Raw genomic sequence first — 14880 nt, forward strand, 5'->3', positions numbered from 1 at the left:
GCGAAGGGTGAAAAACCGTTTGCGGCGACAATGCCGGTCCTTTCGTTTTTTCACACCCAGTTTTCGTTCGGTTTTTTCATGTCCAGTATCCAGGTTCGTCCCGCTACGCTTCGCGATGCCAAAGCCATCGCCCAGATCCACACCGTCTCTGCCCAAGAGGCCTACAAAGGGCTGGTGCCAGACGAGCAATTGAAGTCCATGTCCTCCGTCGACAAGCGCCAGGCCTACTGGCGCGAAGCCATCGAGTATTGCGAGCCCCAGGTGCAGGTGGCCATCGATGGCGAAAAGATCGTCGGCTTTGTCGGCTACGACCGCTCGCGCGATGAGAAGTCCCGCCCCACCACAGGCGAAATCTGGGCCATCTACGCCGCCCCCACCCACTGGAACCAGGGCGTCGGCCTGGCCCTGTGGGATGCCGCGCGCGATGGCCTCCAGGAAGAAGGTTGCACCAACGTGACGGCCTGGGTGCCGCTGCGCAATGAGCGTGCCATCCGTTTCCACGAAATGGCCGGCTTCAAGCAAGAGCTCTCCACCGCCAAGACCAATGTGATCGGTGGCGTCAAGATCGAAGAAGTGCGCCTGAAGCGCCCCATCAACTAAGGCGTCGATGATCGAGTGGAACCACCTGGGCCAGGCCCACAGTGCCCAGTGGCGCTCCGAGAGCAGCGCCCCGGCCCCCCGCCGGGTGGTGACCGCCGACGACACCCTGTCTGCCGATACGGCCTACCGCCTCGCCTGCGAGGGCACGGGCCTGCTCTGGCAGGGTGACTTCCAGAACGCGCGCATGCTGCTGCAGGCGCTGATGCGCCGGGTGGACCGCAAGCCGCGCAAGGCAGCCGCCAAGGCCGCCGAGAAAGCGGCGACCGCCACCCCGGCACAGGCCTTTCACCTGCACCGCCAGGCACAGGCCCAGCGCGCGCGGGTGCTGTCGTCGCTGCTGATCCCTCTCTCGCCCGACTACGGCATCGACCTGCGCCGGGCACCGGACTGGCGCCAGGCCTGCACCGAGGCCTGGGGCCCGGCCAGTGGCGAAAGCTCGGTGGCCACGCTGCGCGAGCTGCTGGGCCTGGTGGGCGCCTTCGAATGGCGCAAGAAGGGCGTGGAAGTGCCCGCGCTGGGCGAAGGCGCGCACAACCGCATCCACCCCCACTACGGCGTGTTCTCGCCCGTGCGGGGCGAGTATGTGGACCTGGTGGCCAATACCTCGCTGCCTTCCTCTGCGCTGGCCTTCGACATCGGCGTGGGCACGGGCGTTCTGTCGGCCGTGCTGGTGCGCCGCGGCGTGCAGCGCGTGGTGGCCACCGACCAGGATCCGCGTGCCATGGCCTGTGCGCGCGACAACCTCAAGCGCCTGGGCGTGCTCGATCGGGTGGAGTTGCTGCAGGCGGACCTGTTCCCGCCGGGCAGGGCGCCCCTGGTCGTGTGCAACCCGCCCTGGGTGCCGGCACGCCCGAGCTCGCCCATCGAGCATGCCGTGTACGACGAGGGCAGCCGCATGCTGCGCAGTTTTCTGGCGGGCCTGGCGGCCCACCTGGAGCCGGGCGGCGAAGGCTGGCTGATCCTGTCGGACCTGGCCGAGCACCTGGAGCTGCGACCGCGCGAGCAATTGCTGGCCTGGATCGCCGAGGGTGGCCTGCGCATCCTGGGCCGCCATGACGTGCAACCCCGGCACGCCAAGGCGGTCGATGCGGGTGACGCCTTGCACGCCGCCCGTTCCGCCGAAGTGACCTCGCTCTGGCGGCTGGCGGCCATCGGCTGAACCCTGGCCCCGCGTGGCGGGGCCCAAGAACATGTCACGCCTCGGAGGTGCTGCCTTCGGGCTCCCGGGGCAGCAGCTGGTCCATGCGGTCGCGGATGGTCTGCGCGCGCTCGGCCCCGGCCATCTGTGCCACTTCCTCCAGCAGGGCCTCGCCCACGTCGAGCATGCTGGCGCGGTCGCGCGCACCGCGCAATGCCTCGTGGAATTGCTTGGCCAGGGCCGGATCCCGGCGCGCGAACATGCGCTCGCAGATGTCGAACAGGTACATGCGCGTGCCGGCGAGCGAACGCAGGGCATCGCTGGGGTCCTGGGGCTTGGCTGCAGCCATCGGCACCTGGGGCGCTGCCTTGGGCGCATCGGGCATGGCGGCCGGAGTTGCCGCAGCGCTGGGTGCGTCCGGCAGGGTGGCCGGGCCGGTGAGGTAGCCCTGGCGCATGAGGTTGTCCACGATCTGCGCGCCGATGCCGTTGTACATGGCCTGCAGGTCCGACAGGGATTTGCCGTCGGCCAGCAGCAGCAAGGACCGCTCCCGCAGGCTCAGCGTGCGGACGCCGGGCGAGAGTTCCAGGCGGGCTTTGTCGGTTTTTTGGAGCAGCATGATGGAGGCGCGGGCGGGTACGGAACGGGGTGCCTGCAATTGCAGCACCCTGGCATGACGCTGTGATGACCCGCCTGCCGCACAATGGCGGGTTGCCTGCCGCCCTGCGGGTGGTTTTTCTTGTGACTTTGCTTCTGCGATGACCCTGCTGCTGGCCCCGATGGAGGGGCTTCTCGATTTTGTGCTGCGTGACGTGCTCACTCGCGTGGGCGGCGTGGACCGCTGTGTGTCCGAATTCATCCGCATCACGGGCACGCTGCTGCCGGACAAGGTGTTCCTGCGCTACCTGCCCGAGCTGCGCAATGGCAGCCGCACGCTGGCCGGCGTGCCGGTGCGGGCCCAGTTGCTCGGCTCCGACCCGGTAAGCATGGCCGAGAATGCAGCGCGCCTGGCGGCGCTGGGGCCGGAGGGGATCGACCTGAACTTCGGCTGCCCGGCCAAGGTGGTGAACCGCCACGGCGGCGGGGCAGCCCTGCTGCAGGAGCCCGAGCGCATCGCCACGGTGGTGGCCGCGGTGCGGCGCGCGGTGCCGGCGCACCTGCCCGTATCGGCCAAGATGCGCCTGGGCTTCAACGATGCGGGCCTGATGCGCGAGTGCGCGCAGGCCATGGAGGCGGGTGGCGCCTGTGAGCTGGTGGTGCATGCCCGCACCAAGGTCGATGGCTACCGCCCCCCGGCCTACTGGGAGCAGATACCGGCCATCCGTGCTGCGGTGGCCCTGCCCGTGGTGGCCAATGGCGAGATCTGGACCGTGGCCGACGCATTGCGCTGCCGCGAGGTATCGGGCTGCGACGCCTTGATGCTCGGGCGGGGCATGGTGGCCGACCCGGGGCTGGCGCGCGCCATCCGTGCCACGGACAGAGGGCTGCCAGGCTCGGACACCGTGCAATGGGACGATCTGCTGCCGCACATCGCCGCGTTCTGGCAACTGGTCTGCGACGACCTGGAGCCGCGCCAGCGCGCGGGCCGGCTCAAGCAGTGGCTGAACCTGATGCGCCGGCGCTTCCCCGAGGGCGAGGCGGCGTACCAGCATGTGCGCACGATGACGGACCAGCGTGCCATCACGGCCTGGGTGGCCGCCTTGCAGGAGCGTGTGGCTGCCTGACGGCGCGTGTCCTTGCTTGCCCGGCGCCTACAGCAGGTGGTCCGGGGCGAGCGGGCCGAGCAAGCGCAGCAGCAGGCGCAGCGGCCCGCTGGCATCGGGTTCGGTGCGGCTGTCCTGCAGGCCGCTGCCCTGTGGCGCATGCCACAGCAGTTCGTTGCCGGGCTGCTGCAGCTCCACGCGCCAGGCCAGCTCCCCCAGGGCCGGCTCCAGCCGCGTGGTGATGCGCCGGGACAACTCGGTGCTGCGGATCAGCAGCGCGATCTCGGTGTTCTGCCTTTGCGAGCGCATGTCGAGGTTCATGGAGCCGATGGCGACCAGGCGGCCGTCCATCACCAGCACCTTGGAATGCAGCATGGCGCGCGAGCTGCCCACCGAACCGGTGGGCGAGGAGGCGCTGCCGCCCGAGGAGCCCCCCGGGCTGCCGAATGCGCTGCCCAGGCCGGAGAGCTCGCTGCGCATCTCGTACAGCTCCACGCCCATGGCCAGCAACTCGGGCCGGTGCCGGGCATAGCCGGCATGGGCAATCGGGGCGTCGTTGGAGGCCAGCGAGTTGGTGAGCACCCGCACACGCACGCCCCGTGCGCGGGCCTGGGCAAAGGCCTGCTTCATGTCCGGTCCGGGCACGAAATAGGGCGAAACGATGAGCAATTCGCGCCGGGCCTGGCCCATCAGGTGCAACAGGCCATCGACCACGGTATCGCCCTCGCCAGCATCCTCCAGGTCCGTGGACGGGAGTGCCGCAGCGCTGCCGCCAGCCACGAGGGCATTGCTCCCTGCGGGAGGGGCGATGCGCGCAGCCTGCCGGGCATTCGATGCGGTGGCCGGTGCCGTGGCGGGCGGCGAGGTGCTGGCCAGGCCTTCTGCAGGGATCTTGGCGGGCTGGTCGACCAGCACCACGGCCGGCGCCCAGACAAAGGCGGTGCTGCCCAGGTCCATGGGCTGGTAGTCCCAGATGCGGTTGCGCGGGGCTCCCGCGCCGGAGGGGTCGTCCTGGACCAGGGCTGGCGCACTGGCGGCTGGCTGTGAGGTGGGCAGGGCCACTTGGCGCTCCCGCTCGGCGGCATCGGCGGCTTCGTACTGGCTGCGCATGGTGTCCAGTTCCTCGCGCGTGACCAGGGACTGCACGGGGTAGGCGCGCTGATTGTTCCAGTAGTGGTCGAAGCTGCGCGAGAGGTCCTGCACGATGGGCCCGACGGCCAGCACGTCGAGGTCGACGAAGTTGCCGGCATCGGCCGTGCCGAAGTAGGCGTCGCCCAGGTTGCGCCCGCCGGTGACGCCCATGGCGTTGTCGGCAATGAAGAGCTTGTTGTGCATGCGCTGCTGGGCCCGCGAGAAATCGGTGACCGCACCGAACATGCGGCCCAGCGTGGAGCTGCGCGCCCCGGAGAGCGGGTTGAACATGCGCATCTCGATGTTCGGCACGAAGGCCAGGCGCATGACCTGTGCATCGCGCCCGGCACTGTGGAAGTCGTCGAGCAGGACCCGGACCCTCACGCCGCGCCCGGCGGCCGACACCACGCTCTGGAGCAGGCGTTCGGTGCTGGCATCGGCATGGATGGCGTAGTACTGCAGGTCCAGTGTCTTGGTTGCCGCGTCCACCAGCGCCAGGCGGCTGCTGTAAGCCGCCTGGGGCCCGCCCAGCAGCAGGAACCCCGAAAGGTGGCGCCCCCCTGCGGCCTGCCGGCGGGTCTCCACCAATTGCCCTAGGGGCGTGTCGGCGGGGGAGGCGAGGGCGGTGGATTCGGGGCGGACCACGTCCTGGGGCAAGCCCGCACAACCGGTGACCACCGCCACGGCGAGCGTGGCGACCAGGGCCATCCAGCCGCAGCGGGCGGCGGTGGCAAGGTCTTTGAACGTGGCGATGGGGGCGGGCATGGGGAGGAGGCCTTCTGGATACTACTGAAGGTATAGCCCGCGCCCCGCGCCCCCGTTGTCGGACGGCGCGCCGAAACGTAACGCCGTGTGAACGGCGCCACGCTTGGCAACTGCTTACCAACTGACTTCGCGGTCCGGCGTGGCGCTGATCTTGTGGATGGAAAGGTCGGCGCCGTCGAATTCCTCTTCCTGCGAGAGCCTGAGGCCCACGGTGGCCTTGAGGGCACCGTACACCACCAGCCCACCCAGAAGGGCCCAGACCACGCCCAGGGTGGTGCCGATCAACTGCGCGCTGAAGGCCACCCCGCCGAGGCCGCCCAGGGCCTTGCTGCCGAAGATGCCGGCCGCGAGGCCCCCCCAGGTGCCGCACAGGCCGTGCAGGGGCCAGACGCCGAGCACGTCGTCGATCTTCCACTTGTTCTGCGTCAGGGTGAACAGCAGCACGAAGATGGTGCCGGCGATGGCCCCTGTGACCAGCGCGCCCAGCGGATGCATGAGGTCGGAGCCCGCGCACACGGCCACCAGGCCCGCCAGCGGGCCGTTGTGCACGAAGCCCGGGTCGTTCTTGCCCAGCACCAGGGCGGCGAGCGTGCCGCCCACCATGGCCATCAGCGAGTTGACCGCGACCAGCCCAGAGAGCTTGTCCACGGTCTGCGCGCTCATCACGTTGAAGCCGAACCAGCCCACCACCAGGATCCAGGCACCGAGGGCCAGGAAGGGGATGTTCGATGGCGGGTGGGCGGAGATGGCGCCATCCTTGCGGTAGCGGTTGGCGCGCGAGCCGAGCAGCACCACGGCAGGCAGGGCGATCCATCCGCCCACGGCATGCACCACGACCGAGCCGGCGAAGTCATGGAACTCTTCGCCCGTGAGCGACTTGATCCAGGCCTGCACGCCGAAGTGCTGGTTCCAGGCGATGCCCTCGAAGAACGGGTAGACGAAGCCCACGATGATGGCCGTGGCCATGAGCTGCGGCCAGAACTTGGCGCGCTCGGCAATCCCGCCCGAGACGATGGCCGGAATGGCCGCCGCGAAGGTCAGGAGGAAGAAGAACTTGACCAGCGAATAACCGCTTTGCTGGACCAGGGTCTCGGCCCCCACGAAGAAATGGGTGCCATAGGCCACGCTGTACCCCACCGCAAAGTACACCACGGTGGACACGGAGAAGTCCACGAGGATCTTGACCAGGGCATTCACCTGGTTCTTCTTGCGGACCGTGCCCAGCTCCAGAAAGGCGAACCCGGCATGCATGGCCAGCACCATGATTGCCCCGAGCAGAATGAACAAGGCGTCCGTGCCCTGTTTGAGTGCTTCCATACCATCTCCACGCGATTGTTTGATCTGTTTTGGTGCATTTCACTGCGTCTTGCAATGAATGCACCAATTTCAAGCAAAAAATGCGCCAGCATGTGGCATGGTTCACCGCGGTGGTGCTGTGCTGTTTTGGTGCGGGTGAGGGAGGGTCAGAAGCGGTCGCGCCCCTGTACCCGGGCCACAAGGCGCAGATCGGGTCCGAGCCGGTCCACGGAGACGTACTCGAGCGCGGTGCCATCCGCCAGCGCCTGCAGGGGTGCAGCCTGGGCGATGCCCAGGCCCGGACCGAGCAGCCGGGGGGCTAGGTAGAGCAGCAACTCGTCCACCAGCCCTTCGCGCAAGAAGGAGCCGTTGAGCTTGTGGCCCGCCTCCACGTGCAATTCGTTGATGGCACGCCGGCCCAGGTCCTGGAGCATGGCGCCCAGGTCCACCTTGCCCTGGGGGTTGGGAAGGCAGATCACCGTAGCGCCGTGGTTCTCCAGGGCTGCTTTTTTCGCCGTATCGTCGCTTGCGGTGTAGATGAGGCAGGTGCGGCCCGGGATGGAGAACAGGCGCGCCTGCAGCGGGGTCTGCAACTGGCTGTCCACGATCACCAGGTGCGGCTGGCGCGGCGTGGCGACATCGCGCACATCGAGGCGCGGGTCGTCATCGAGCACGGTGCCGATGCCCGTGAGCACGGCGCAGGCGCGGGCGCGCCAGGCATGGCCATCGGCCCGGGCTGCGGGTGAGGTGATCCACTGGCTCTGCCCGTTGGCCAGCGCGGTGGTGCCGTCCAGGGAGGCGGCGGTCTTCAGGCGCACCCAGGGCGTGCCGCGCACCATGCGGCTGAAGAAGCCGATGTTGAGTTCGCGCGATTCCGTCGCGCCAGGGCCTGCGACCACCTCCACGCCGGCAGCGCGCAGGCGCGCAAAACCCTGGCCCGAGACCAGGGGGTTGGGGTCGGCCAGGGAGGCCACCACCTTGCCGATGCCGGCACCGATCAGTGCATCGCAGCAGGGCCCTGTGCGGCCCTGGTGCGAGCAGGGCTCCAGCGTGACGTAGGCGGTAGCTCCCTGCACGCCGTTGCCCCGTGCGGCCGCATCGCGCAGCGCCATGACCTCGGCATGCGGGCCGCCGGCCTGCTGGGTGAACCCCTGGCCGAGGACCTGGCCGTCGGGCGTGGTGATCACGCAGCCCACGCGCGGATTGGGGTTGGAAAGACAAAGCGCCTGAGTGGCTAGCTCAAGCGCTTTGGTGGTGTGTTGCTGTTCCGAAGAGGTCGCCATGGTGGCGTGCATGCTAGCGCATGCGGGGCCTGACGGATTGTGGCGGGGTCACGTCACTTGTTCCAGCACTCGGGGATGGTTGCCCCCGCTGAAAGGGGCGAGGCTCCGCGCACACCTGCCTGGGTAAGCGTCAATTCACCACACTTGTCGGTTGCCTGGGGTGTTCCTGTCTTGCGCGTGGCCGTCAGGGTGAAGGTGCTGGCTGTGCCCGCAACGGCAATGCCATAACGCTTGCTGGTGTCTCCCGTCCAGCTCAGTTGCGTTGGAAGGGTGAACGCTGCCACAGAAGTGGGGTACACACCGTTGGCCGTGGCTGCACGTTCCATGTACTGCGCCGCCTGCAACAACCCGGCCCGTGCATCGGCCCGATGCCCGCGCCGGATGTATTCGTTGTAGCTGGGCAGAGCGATGGCCGTGAGGACGCCGACAATGGCCACCACGGTCATCAGCTCGATCAATGTGAAACCCCTGTTGCTCTTGTGGCGCATGTGTGCGTACTCCTTGGTATCGGGCTTCATTATTGCAGTTGGCGCCAGCTCGGACGCATGGGTTGCTCGGGCATGCGGGCCCAGTCCGTGCCGGAGGCTATCTCCTTGCCTGTTGAATCCTTGCCTTTGATCTCGCCCTTGATCGAAATCGTCCTCTTTCCTGTCGTGGAGCTTGTCGCTCCCGGGGAGATCGTCATTCTGGACGTTTCTCCGTCGGCGGCCTTGTTGTAGATGCCATCTCCATTGGTGTCCATTACTTGCACGCTAGGCCGCTTCCCATCCATGATGTTAAGCAAGGTGACATAGGCTTTCTCAGGCGTGCCGGAGGGCTCGCAGGATTCGGCCCCTGTGGCATTGCCCCCGTATGCAGGGGTGGTCGACCAAACTACCAAGTTGTTGCTACCATCGAAGAACGTCAAGGGCCGGAGCACGCGCTCACTGCTGACCTGGAAGTCAAAATACCAACCTTGATTGACGGCGCCTTTCGTCTTGTCGTAATTGACGGCGTTGTCACTCATTTTCCAGAATTTCCAGTCTGAGTTGACGCCGCCACCCGAAATGCCGGCTGCTGATGTCACCATTTCTTGTTTGACTAAGGTGGTGCGGCCACTTACGGCAACGGGCGTTACGCCATTGTCGCTGGTCACGGTATTCACGACCAGGTTACCACTGGTGGTTTGCTTGTATTTGGTGTTGTCATGAATGGAGTAAACGCTTTGTACATCTGTGCTGATGCGATGGGCATCAGTGACATTGACCCCTGTGCCAAAAGAGACCATCACGCCGCCCACGCCCCGGTCATTGGCTTTGACAATAGGGGGGGCCGATATGGGTTGGCGCTTGCCATCAATATAGGTCGCCACGAACAGGGGCTTGGATGAGCCGCTGAATTCAGCAACTTTCCAACTGGATGCCGTTTGACTGGTCAGGTCGAATTTCCAGAGATTGCCTTTCAGATCGCCTGCGTAAGCCACATCCACCTTGCCGTCGCTGTTGAAGTCCAGCAACTTGGGGGCCGATAGCCCGTTTGCCAGCACATTCGTATCTGTCACAGCGTTGACGGGGGTGCTGACGACTTGGGTGCCGGTGGCAACGATCTTTTTGAGTTCCTTGGCGCCATCCAGATACTGGATAAGCAGAACAGGGCGCTCATTCTTGCTGTTGTAGCCATTGCCCATGACCACAGCCCAGCGATTGTCGTTCATCAGCGCAATCTGCGTGGTCCGGAACGGATTGGCGTCATCCATGACCGGCGGGGCGAAAATATGTCCAATGTCCTCATCGTCGCTGCCCGCTGTCAGCGCTGCGCTCGGGTGGAGCGTCTTGTCCATGACCACCGCGTTGGCCGCTTTGGCCGTAGTGAAATCAGACGGAACGGTCGCTCCCGTGCCAGGCTGCGTCACATTCATGACGAAATAGCCTTTGCCTCCGGCGCCCAAAGTGCCCACTAGGAGGGTTCGCCAATCCGGCGAATATCCCGAGACCGATTTGTCCGCGATATCCACATCCCCGGTAAACGGCGAACCATCCACATAGTAGCGGTGGGTGTAGCTGGGGTCGCTGAGCTTGTACAGTTCGGGAATGACGGCTTTAGGCACGTAGGCAATCTTTTCCTCGCCATCGGTTGCGGAAAAACCGTGCAGCATGCCGTCATTGCCGCCCACGTAGATCATGGGCAGGCGATTTCTCAGCGAGGCTGCAAATGCCTTGTAACCCTTGTGCGGGTAGTTGCTGGCTGGCGAAGCCACATACCAGACATTGGAGTTGATGATGTCGCCTTGCCGGGAGTCGCGCACGCGGAACGGCGCCGACGTGGTGCCGCCTTCTTTGGTCCGATCGCCTCGGAGGAATGCGATACGGTCTTGGCCCTTCGAGTCTGTGTTCAGCGTTGCCTTTTGAGTGGCGCTCAGTTTGGTGACCCCAGTCTCCCATTCGAACGATACGCCTCCGTTGGTCAGATCATTCGTCGTAAGGATCACGCGATTGGTGATGGAGGTCAGCGCATCCAATTTCTGAGCCGTGGATTTGCGGTCCTTGGGGACGGGCAGGCCTGTATTGGTGCCCCATCCAGGGTCCGGGCTGAAGGCTCCTGTAGGATCGATCTTGTCTGCATATACATATCCAGACCATCGTTTGGGATCGTAACCTGCTACGAAGCGGCTGATGTCCGTGCGGGAGTTTGTGCTCGCACTCGCGCCCATAGTGCCCACATCCGAAGAATTTTGCAGGTTGATGGTTTCCAGGATATTGCGAAAGGCTTCTTTCAAGTCGTATTTCCGGCCCGGACCCGTTGGATAAAATTTACCCCGACTGTTGATGGCCATATGCCACAGCTCTGCAGGGTTGTTCGCATTCAGGTCACCGAACGTCGTTGGCGACCACAGTGCAGTTCCCTGAACCAAACCTGAGTAGTCACCTCCATAGTTGTCATCGGTCGTGGAATCCCAAGTGGGATCACTGGGCCAGGAGTACGCATCTTTTCCGTAACCAATTGTGTACTGCACCACGTGTTGCCAGGTCGCGGGATTGTGTTTAGGGTTCCAGTACCTTTGCAGTGCCACGGCGCCAAATGTTTCTGTGGATGGCACCCCATCGGTTGTGCTGGGCTTGAGGTCGTTTGTAATGCCGGTCTGCAAATCCTCGGACCACATTTTCATAGCCCAGTCGGCGAGCAAATTCGAAAGCGCACCTCGATAGACGTTGGTCTGTGCCGACGTTGTGCTATAAGCGGTACCGTCCGGTAGTGTAAAATTGGTGTTGTCTGTATTGCCGGGGCGTACCGTCGCATCTTGGCCATTCCAAGCGCCATCGGTCATGAAGATCTGGTAGGAGCGACGGCAGCCCATATAAGGCTCTTCGGTAGTTCCGGGTTTGGAGGCCCAGGGGCTATTGATGCTTTTTGCCGTCTTCATGTAATCGTACGTCTGCTTCATCATTCTGTGCGATGGCGTACCATTGTTGGCCTTCAAATTCGAGGCAAAAGTAAGAAAATTCGTTCTGTGTGTATCATCCAGAATCTTCATCGAGTTGATGGCACCCGGGGTCAGGTTGCCTGCTCCAGGTGAGCCGCCGTTGTTCCACATCGCCTGCCACGCAAGTCGAATCTTCCCATCGGGCAGAAGCAATTTGTCATTGAAGACATCTGCCAGTGCGGCCTTCAGTGCTGTGATCTTGACTGGCGTGCCTGCGCCGTTAATGTTTTCACCCATACTGCCCGAATCATCAACAGTTACAACGACATTGGGCGTTGGTGGAATGGCCACAAGGCCTGGAGGAAGCTGGGAAAGGTCCAAGGGGGCGGCGACAACCACATAGGGCGCGAACATTGAACCAATCAGCGCGCAAACAACGCTTTTCTTGAAGATCTTGTGGGTTTTCATGAAAACTTCTCCAATTAGTTTTTCAGTTTTTGGCGTACAAAGGTGGACTGAAGAACAACCTGGGTGCTCGGTTTCAGTCCATGTGCGATCGCCGTAATTCGGTAGGCAATATTGGGTTTGAGGTTCAGGCCCAAATTGGAGTCTCCATTGGTGATCAAGCCTGAATTCCCTGCGTTGCTGTCATAGGGCATGATTTCAATCCAGTACCAGCCACCCTCGGTAGGGCTGGTGGTTGTCTGGTTGAGTTTGAGGATGGGATTGCTTGCATTGCCAGTCGTTGCCCCGGTGAATTGACCATATCTCGCCCCTACGCCGTTGGCCATCATGGAGGTCAAAGTGGTTTTGCTGTTCCAGAAATCCTGGTTGGTAATGCGCTTCAGGCAAAGGCCCTTCTCGCACTTTGTGGCCGCGTTGTCCAGTTGGGCCAAAATATCACCGGTTTCCTTGTCTTCGCTTGGAATCCAGACGGTATTTATGGCATTGGGGACGCGGCACACCTCCGGTTTTCCAGAAACCGGCACGCACGATGCGCCGTCGCTGCGTTCGCCCCGAATATCGAATTCAGCGTCCTGTATCAATGCCTGGGCTGCTTCAAAGGCGCGCTGGTAATCTGCGTCGTTGCCAACCACCATTTCGTTGAATATGGCCGTGCGCGATCCCCACAAGGCAATGAGAGACGATAGGAGGACCAAGACAATCACCACAAAAAGTGATATGCCTTGCTGTGAAGATTTTTGAGGCCTGCGTTGCATGATTTTTTTCTCGAATGTTTCAGCCTGCCAGACCTTGGCTGCGCAGTTGGTAGACCGAGCGGAAGGTCATGTGCATGCGATTTTTTCGCGTGCCAGTCAGCGTCGTCATATCCAGATCGGTGCCATCACATTGCTTGTAGCTGCTGCCTGCAGGCAATTCGATCGCTTCCGTACCATAGAGGGAGAGGCATACTTCGATGCCAAAAACACGGGTCCAATCGGCGCCAACGGTTGTGGCGTTCACGTATTGGATTTTTGGATCTCCTGTCACCGCATCCGTCTGGACCAGGTAGCGAACTTGAAAATCGGCTACGTTTTGAAGGATCGGTTGCCGGGTCCCATCAGAACCAGCACATACCAACTCGTTCGTCGTGGTGTTCAAGGCAAACTGGCTTTGCACCAGCGTGGGTTTGGCTGCATCCAGTAGACCCAGGCAATTGCGGAACTGAGAGGCCTCTGTGGCGGATGACGTCAGGGATTCCGTATAGTTTCGATAGCCCGTGGTCAACTTGAACTCGCTCGCCGCAGGGGCGTCTTTGCCGGAAAGGGTGTTGACCGTGGGGTCGAAATCCGTGGCCTTGGTCTCGAATGCGACCGGATCGGCGGTGTCAATGGCAGCAGCTGCCTGCTTTTGGGATGCCAGATTCAGTCGCAGCGAGCCAGCCTGCCGCAACTGCTGGCCAAACACGCGAAATCCATAGGCTGCTTGCTGCTGCAGTTGGCTGGCATCGCTGACCGTGCCGGAAACCCCGCGAGACACCATCAGCGCGCCCAGGGCCACAGTGATGGTCAACAAGCCGATGGTGATGCCGACCATCAGTTCAATGAGGGTGGCACCGCCTTGCGCGTTCGGCGAAATTTTGCGTGGAGTCGCTGGTTTGCGGTCAAGCGCGCGATCCATGCCGATGGGGTGATGGGGGGTCATGGGCGTATTCTTTGAGCGGAGCTTTTGGATGCGTATGCCGACAAGCTGAACGGGCATCAATTAGGTTTTCGACGTGGGGCAATAAAACCGTGGCGTGGAATCCAGTGTGTAAGCGGCGCAGCGCGTGTTGAGCGGGATGTACTGCAGATGGCAGCTGCTGTTCGCGGGACAGGTGATTCCAGAGCCCCCTATGGTGGTTGCAACCAGTGGCGTCTTGTAACCGGTGGCGCTTGTATCGGTGCTGCGTTCGTTCTCGCGCCAACTCACCATGACCCCGAGCTGCCTGCGGCTGCCATCGGTTTCGTCCGCCACCACGAAGATCTCGGCATCTGCTCCGGGTAAGTTGGTCTTCACCAACTGTTTCCACTGGGTAATGTCATAGACTGCGAGTTGGCTGTTGTCGCAGGCCGAAGTCTTGCAGTCGCCTCCGGTGGGCGTGGCTCCGAAGGCAGATTTGTAGCTGTTGATGTTGCCCAGTGCATTGGGGTTGACCTTCATGCGCTCGCTCAGGTCTTCGATCAGCCGGATGGCCTGCGCCCTGCGCACGCCGGTCTGGGTGTCCGACAGGGTGCGCATCTGTACGCCCAGAATTCCCAGGATGCCCAAGGACATGACGACAATGGCGACCAGCGATTCGATCAGGCTGACACCGTGTTGCGCGGACTTGTTGCCGCGAGGCAGGCTGGGCATGGCGCGCGCAGCAAATGTTGTACCGCCTCCCTTTGCGGCGAAGGTCGTGAATGTCAGCATGTCTCGGTGCCTTTCTTGCGAACGATGCGGCCACCCGAGCCTGCGCACAGGCGCGCCGCACTGATGTCGGTATTGGGTTTGCCCCCCGGTGTGATAGTGAAAGCCAGATTGGTTGGCGCGCCGGGGCCGGCCCCGCTCTTGTGTGCCATCATTCCCCAGCGATCCACTGTGATGCTGCCTGTGGATCCTGTCAGGGCAATATCCACGCGGGTGGGTTCGGTGCTGGCCTGCAGGTCTGTTGTGACGGCCCCATCGGTATGGCGGACTGTCCAGCCGCAGCCCCATCCCGTGCTAGATGTCGAATTGGCGCACGTGGGAGGGTTCATGTTGATGGTCACATTGCCGCCGCGCTTGATGGCTTCAGAGCGCGCCAGATACAAAGTGGCCGTCAAGCTCTCGGCGGTATCGCGCACGCGCCAGCGCTCAATTAGCGGTCGAAAGCTGGGGCCTGCCAGCGCAGTCAATGTCGCCACAATAGCCACGACGACCATGAGCTCAATGGCCGTGAATCCGTCATTGGGATGTATTGATCCGCCGGATGTGCGGATTTCTGACCAATGGTAAAAGCTTGGTGCTTGCATGATTTTCATATTAGGTGACCGGATGTGACGTGACCACGGTGTCCTGACCAGTGGCATGGAAGCCGGGACGAGCGGCCAAATGCGGTGT

General features: G+C 63.2%; 13 protein-coding genes. 3 read left to right on the top strand and 10 right to left on the bottom strand.

All coding sequences use genetic code 11. The annotated features are described in order from the left end of the window. Positions 1-78 precede the first annotated feature (78 nt). Both PMI14_RS02470 and PMI14_RS02475 read left to right on the top strand, forming a co-directional pair. Positions 79-600 carry a GNAT family N-acetyltransferase gene (locus PMI14_RS02470; RefSeq protein ID WP_035202087.1) on the top strand — a complete coding sequence of 174 codons (522 nt, stop codon included), beginning with the start codon at positions 79-81 and terminating at the stop codon, positions 598-600. 7 nt (positions 601-607) lie between these two features. Beyond that, positions 608-1759 (top strand): class I SAM-dependent methyltransferase, encoded by a 1152-nt coding sequence (locus tag PMI14_RS02475; protein WP_007849097.1) that lies wholly within the window; start codon positions 608-610, stop codon positions 1757-1759. 34 nt (positions 1760-1793) lie between these two features. Here PMI14_RS02475 and PMI14_RS02480 read toward each other — a convergent pair whose 3' ends face one another. After that, complete coding sequence (locus PMI14_RS02480) at positions 1794-2357, bottom strand: hypothetical protein (protein ID WP_007849099.1); 564 nt, start codon at positions 2355-2357, stop codon at positions 1794-1796. A 139-nt stretch (positions 2358-2496) separates the two neighbouring features. Between PMI14_RS02480 and PMI14_RS02485 the strand changes: the two genes are divergently transcribed. After that, positions 2497-3462: a tRNA-dihydrouridine synthase gene (locus tag PMI14_RS02485; protein ID WP_007849101.1), complete on the top strand. Its 966-nt coding sequence runs from the start codon at positions 2497-2499 to the stop codon at positions 3460-3462. Positions 3463-3489: 27 nt separating this feature from the next. Here PMI14_RS02485 and PMI14_RS02490 read toward each other — a convergent pair whose 3' ends face one another. The 9 genes from PMI14_RS02490 to PMI14_RS33985 all read right to left on the bottom strand — a co-directional run bounded on the left by PMI14_RS02490 (position 3490) and on the right by PMI14_RS33985 (position 14801). Beyond that, positions 3490-5337 carry a phospholipase D family protein gene (locus PMI14_RS02490; RefSeq protein WP_007849103.1) on the bottom strand — a complete coding sequence of 616 codons (1848 nt, stop codon included), beginning with the start codon at positions 5335-5337 and terminating at the stop codon, positions 3490-3492. Between the two features lie 114 nt (positions 5338-5451). After that, positions 5452-6654, bottom strand: coding sequence for an ammonium transporter (locus PMI14_RS02495; RefSeq protein ID WP_007849112.1), 1203 nt, complete (start codon positions 6652-6654; stop codon positions 5452-5454). 146 nt (positions 6655-6800) lie between these two features. After that, positions 6801-7928 (bottom strand): bifunctional diaminohydroxyphosphoribosylaminopyrimidine deaminase/5-amino-6-(5-phosphoribosylamino)uracil reductase RibD, encoded by a 1128-nt coding sequence (ribD, locus tag PMI14_RS02500; protein ID WP_007849114.1) that lies wholly within the window; start codon positions 7926-7928, stop codon positions 6801-6803. A 41-nt stretch (positions 7929-7969) separates the two neighbouring features. Then, positions 7970-8404 carry a type IV pilin protein gene (locus tag PMI14_RS02505; RefSeq protein ID WP_007849115.1) on the bottom strand — a complete coding sequence of 145 codons (435 nt, stop codon included), beginning with the start codon at positions 8402-8404 and terminating at the stop codon, positions 7970-7972. A 29-nt stretch (positions 8405-8433) separates the two neighbouring features. Continuing rightward, positions 8434-11784: a pilus assembly protein gene (locus PMI14_RS33975; RefSeq protein WP_007849118.1), complete on the bottom strand. Its 3351-nt coding sequence runs from the start codon at positions 11782-11784 to the stop codon at positions 8434-8436. 14 nt (positions 11785-11798) lie between these two features. Continuing rightward, positions 11799-12536 carry a PilX N-terminal domain-containing pilus assembly protein gene (locus PMI14_RS33980; RefSeq protein ID WP_007849119.1) on the bottom strand — a complete coding sequence of 246 codons (738 nt, stop codon included), beginning with the start codon at positions 12534-12536 and terminating at the stop codon, positions 11799-11801. Positions 12537-12555: 19 nt separating this feature from the next. Further along, positions 12556-13437, bottom strand: coding sequence for a PilW family protein (locus PMI14_RS02515; RefSeq protein ID WP_052024309.1), 882 nt, complete (start codon positions 13435-13437; stop codon positions 12556-12558). Positions 13438-13521: 84 nt separating this feature from the next. After that, positions 13522-14211, bottom strand: coding sequence for a type IV pilus modification protein PilV (gene pilV, locus PMI14_RS02520; protein ID WP_007849121.1), 690 nt, complete (start codon positions 14209-14211; stop codon positions 13522-13524). Next, positions 14205-14801, bottom strand: coding sequence for a GspH/FimT family pseudopilin (locus PMI14_RS33985; RefSeq protein ID WP_238541788.1), 597 nt, complete (start codon positions 14799-14801; stop codon positions 14205-14207). The genes pilV and PMI14_RS33985 overlap by 7 nt, the downstream gene beginning before the upstream one ends. Between the last annotated feature and the right edge of the window lie 79 nt (positions 14802-14880).

The organism is Acidovorax sp. CF316, from assembly GCF_000276605.1.
In the GTDB taxonomy this organism is placed as follows: Bacteria; Pseudomonadota; Gammaproteobacteria; order Burkholderiales; family Burkholderiaceae_C; genus Acidovorax.

What these genes read in the sequence shown, in the direction of transcription:
- pilV (WP_007849121.1), bottom strand. Translation starts at nt 14,211, where the DNA reads ATGCTGACATTCACGACCTTCGCCGCAAAGGGAGGCGGTACAACATTT.
- PMI14_RS33975 (WP_007849118.1), bottom strand. Translation starts at nt 11,784, where the DNA reads ATGAAAACCCACAAGATCTTCAAGAAAAGCGTTGTTTGCGCGCTGATT.
- ribD (WP_007849114.1), bottom strand. Translation starts at nt 7,928, where the DNA reads ATGCACGCCACCATGGCGACCTCTTCGGAACAGCAACACACCACCAAA.
- PMI14_RS33985 (WP_238541788.1), bottom strand. Translation starts at nt 14,801, where the DNA reads ATGAAAATCATGCAAGCACCAAGCTTTTACCATTGGTCAGAAATCCGC.
- PMI14_RS33980 (WP_007849119.1), bottom strand. Translation starts at nt 12,536, where the DNA reads ATGCAACGCAGGCCTCAAAAATCTTCACAGCAAGGCATATCACTTTTT.
- PMI14_RS02505 (WP_007849115.1), bottom strand. Translation starts at nt 8,404, where the DNA reads ATGCGCCACAAGAGCAACAGGGGTTTCACATTGATCGAGCTGATGACC.
- PMI14_RS02490 (WP_007849103.1), bottom strand. Translation starts at nt 5,337, where the DNA reads ATGCCCGCCCCCATCGCCACGTTCAAAGACCTTGCCACCGCCGCCCGC.
- PMI14_RS02485 (WP_007849101.1), top strand. Translation starts at nt 2,497, where the DNA reads ATGACCCTGCTGCTGGCCCCGATGGAGGGGCTTCTCGATTTTGTGCTG.
- PMI14_RS02475 (WP_007849097.1), top strand. Translation starts at nt 608, where the DNA reads ATGATCGAGTGGAACCACCTGGGCCAGGCCCACAGTGCCCAGTGGCGC.
- PMI14_RS02495 (WP_007849112.1), bottom strand. Translation starts at nt 6,654, where the DNA reads ATGGAAGCACTCAAACAGGGCACGGACGCCTTGTTCATTCTGCTCGGG.
- PMI14_RS02480 (WP_007849099.1), bottom strand. Translation starts at nt 2,357, where the DNA reads ATGCTGCTCCAAAAAACCGACAAAGCCCGCCTGGAACTCTCGCCCGGC.
- PMI14_RS02515 (WP_052024309.1), bottom strand. Translation starts at nt 13,437, where the DNA reads ATGGATCGCGCGCTTGACCGCAAACCAGCGACTCCACGCAAAATTTCG.
- PMI14_RS02470 (WP_035202087.1), top strand. Translation starts at nt 79, where the DNA reads ATGTCCAGTATCCAGGTTCGTCCCGCTACGCTTCGCGATGCCAAAGCC.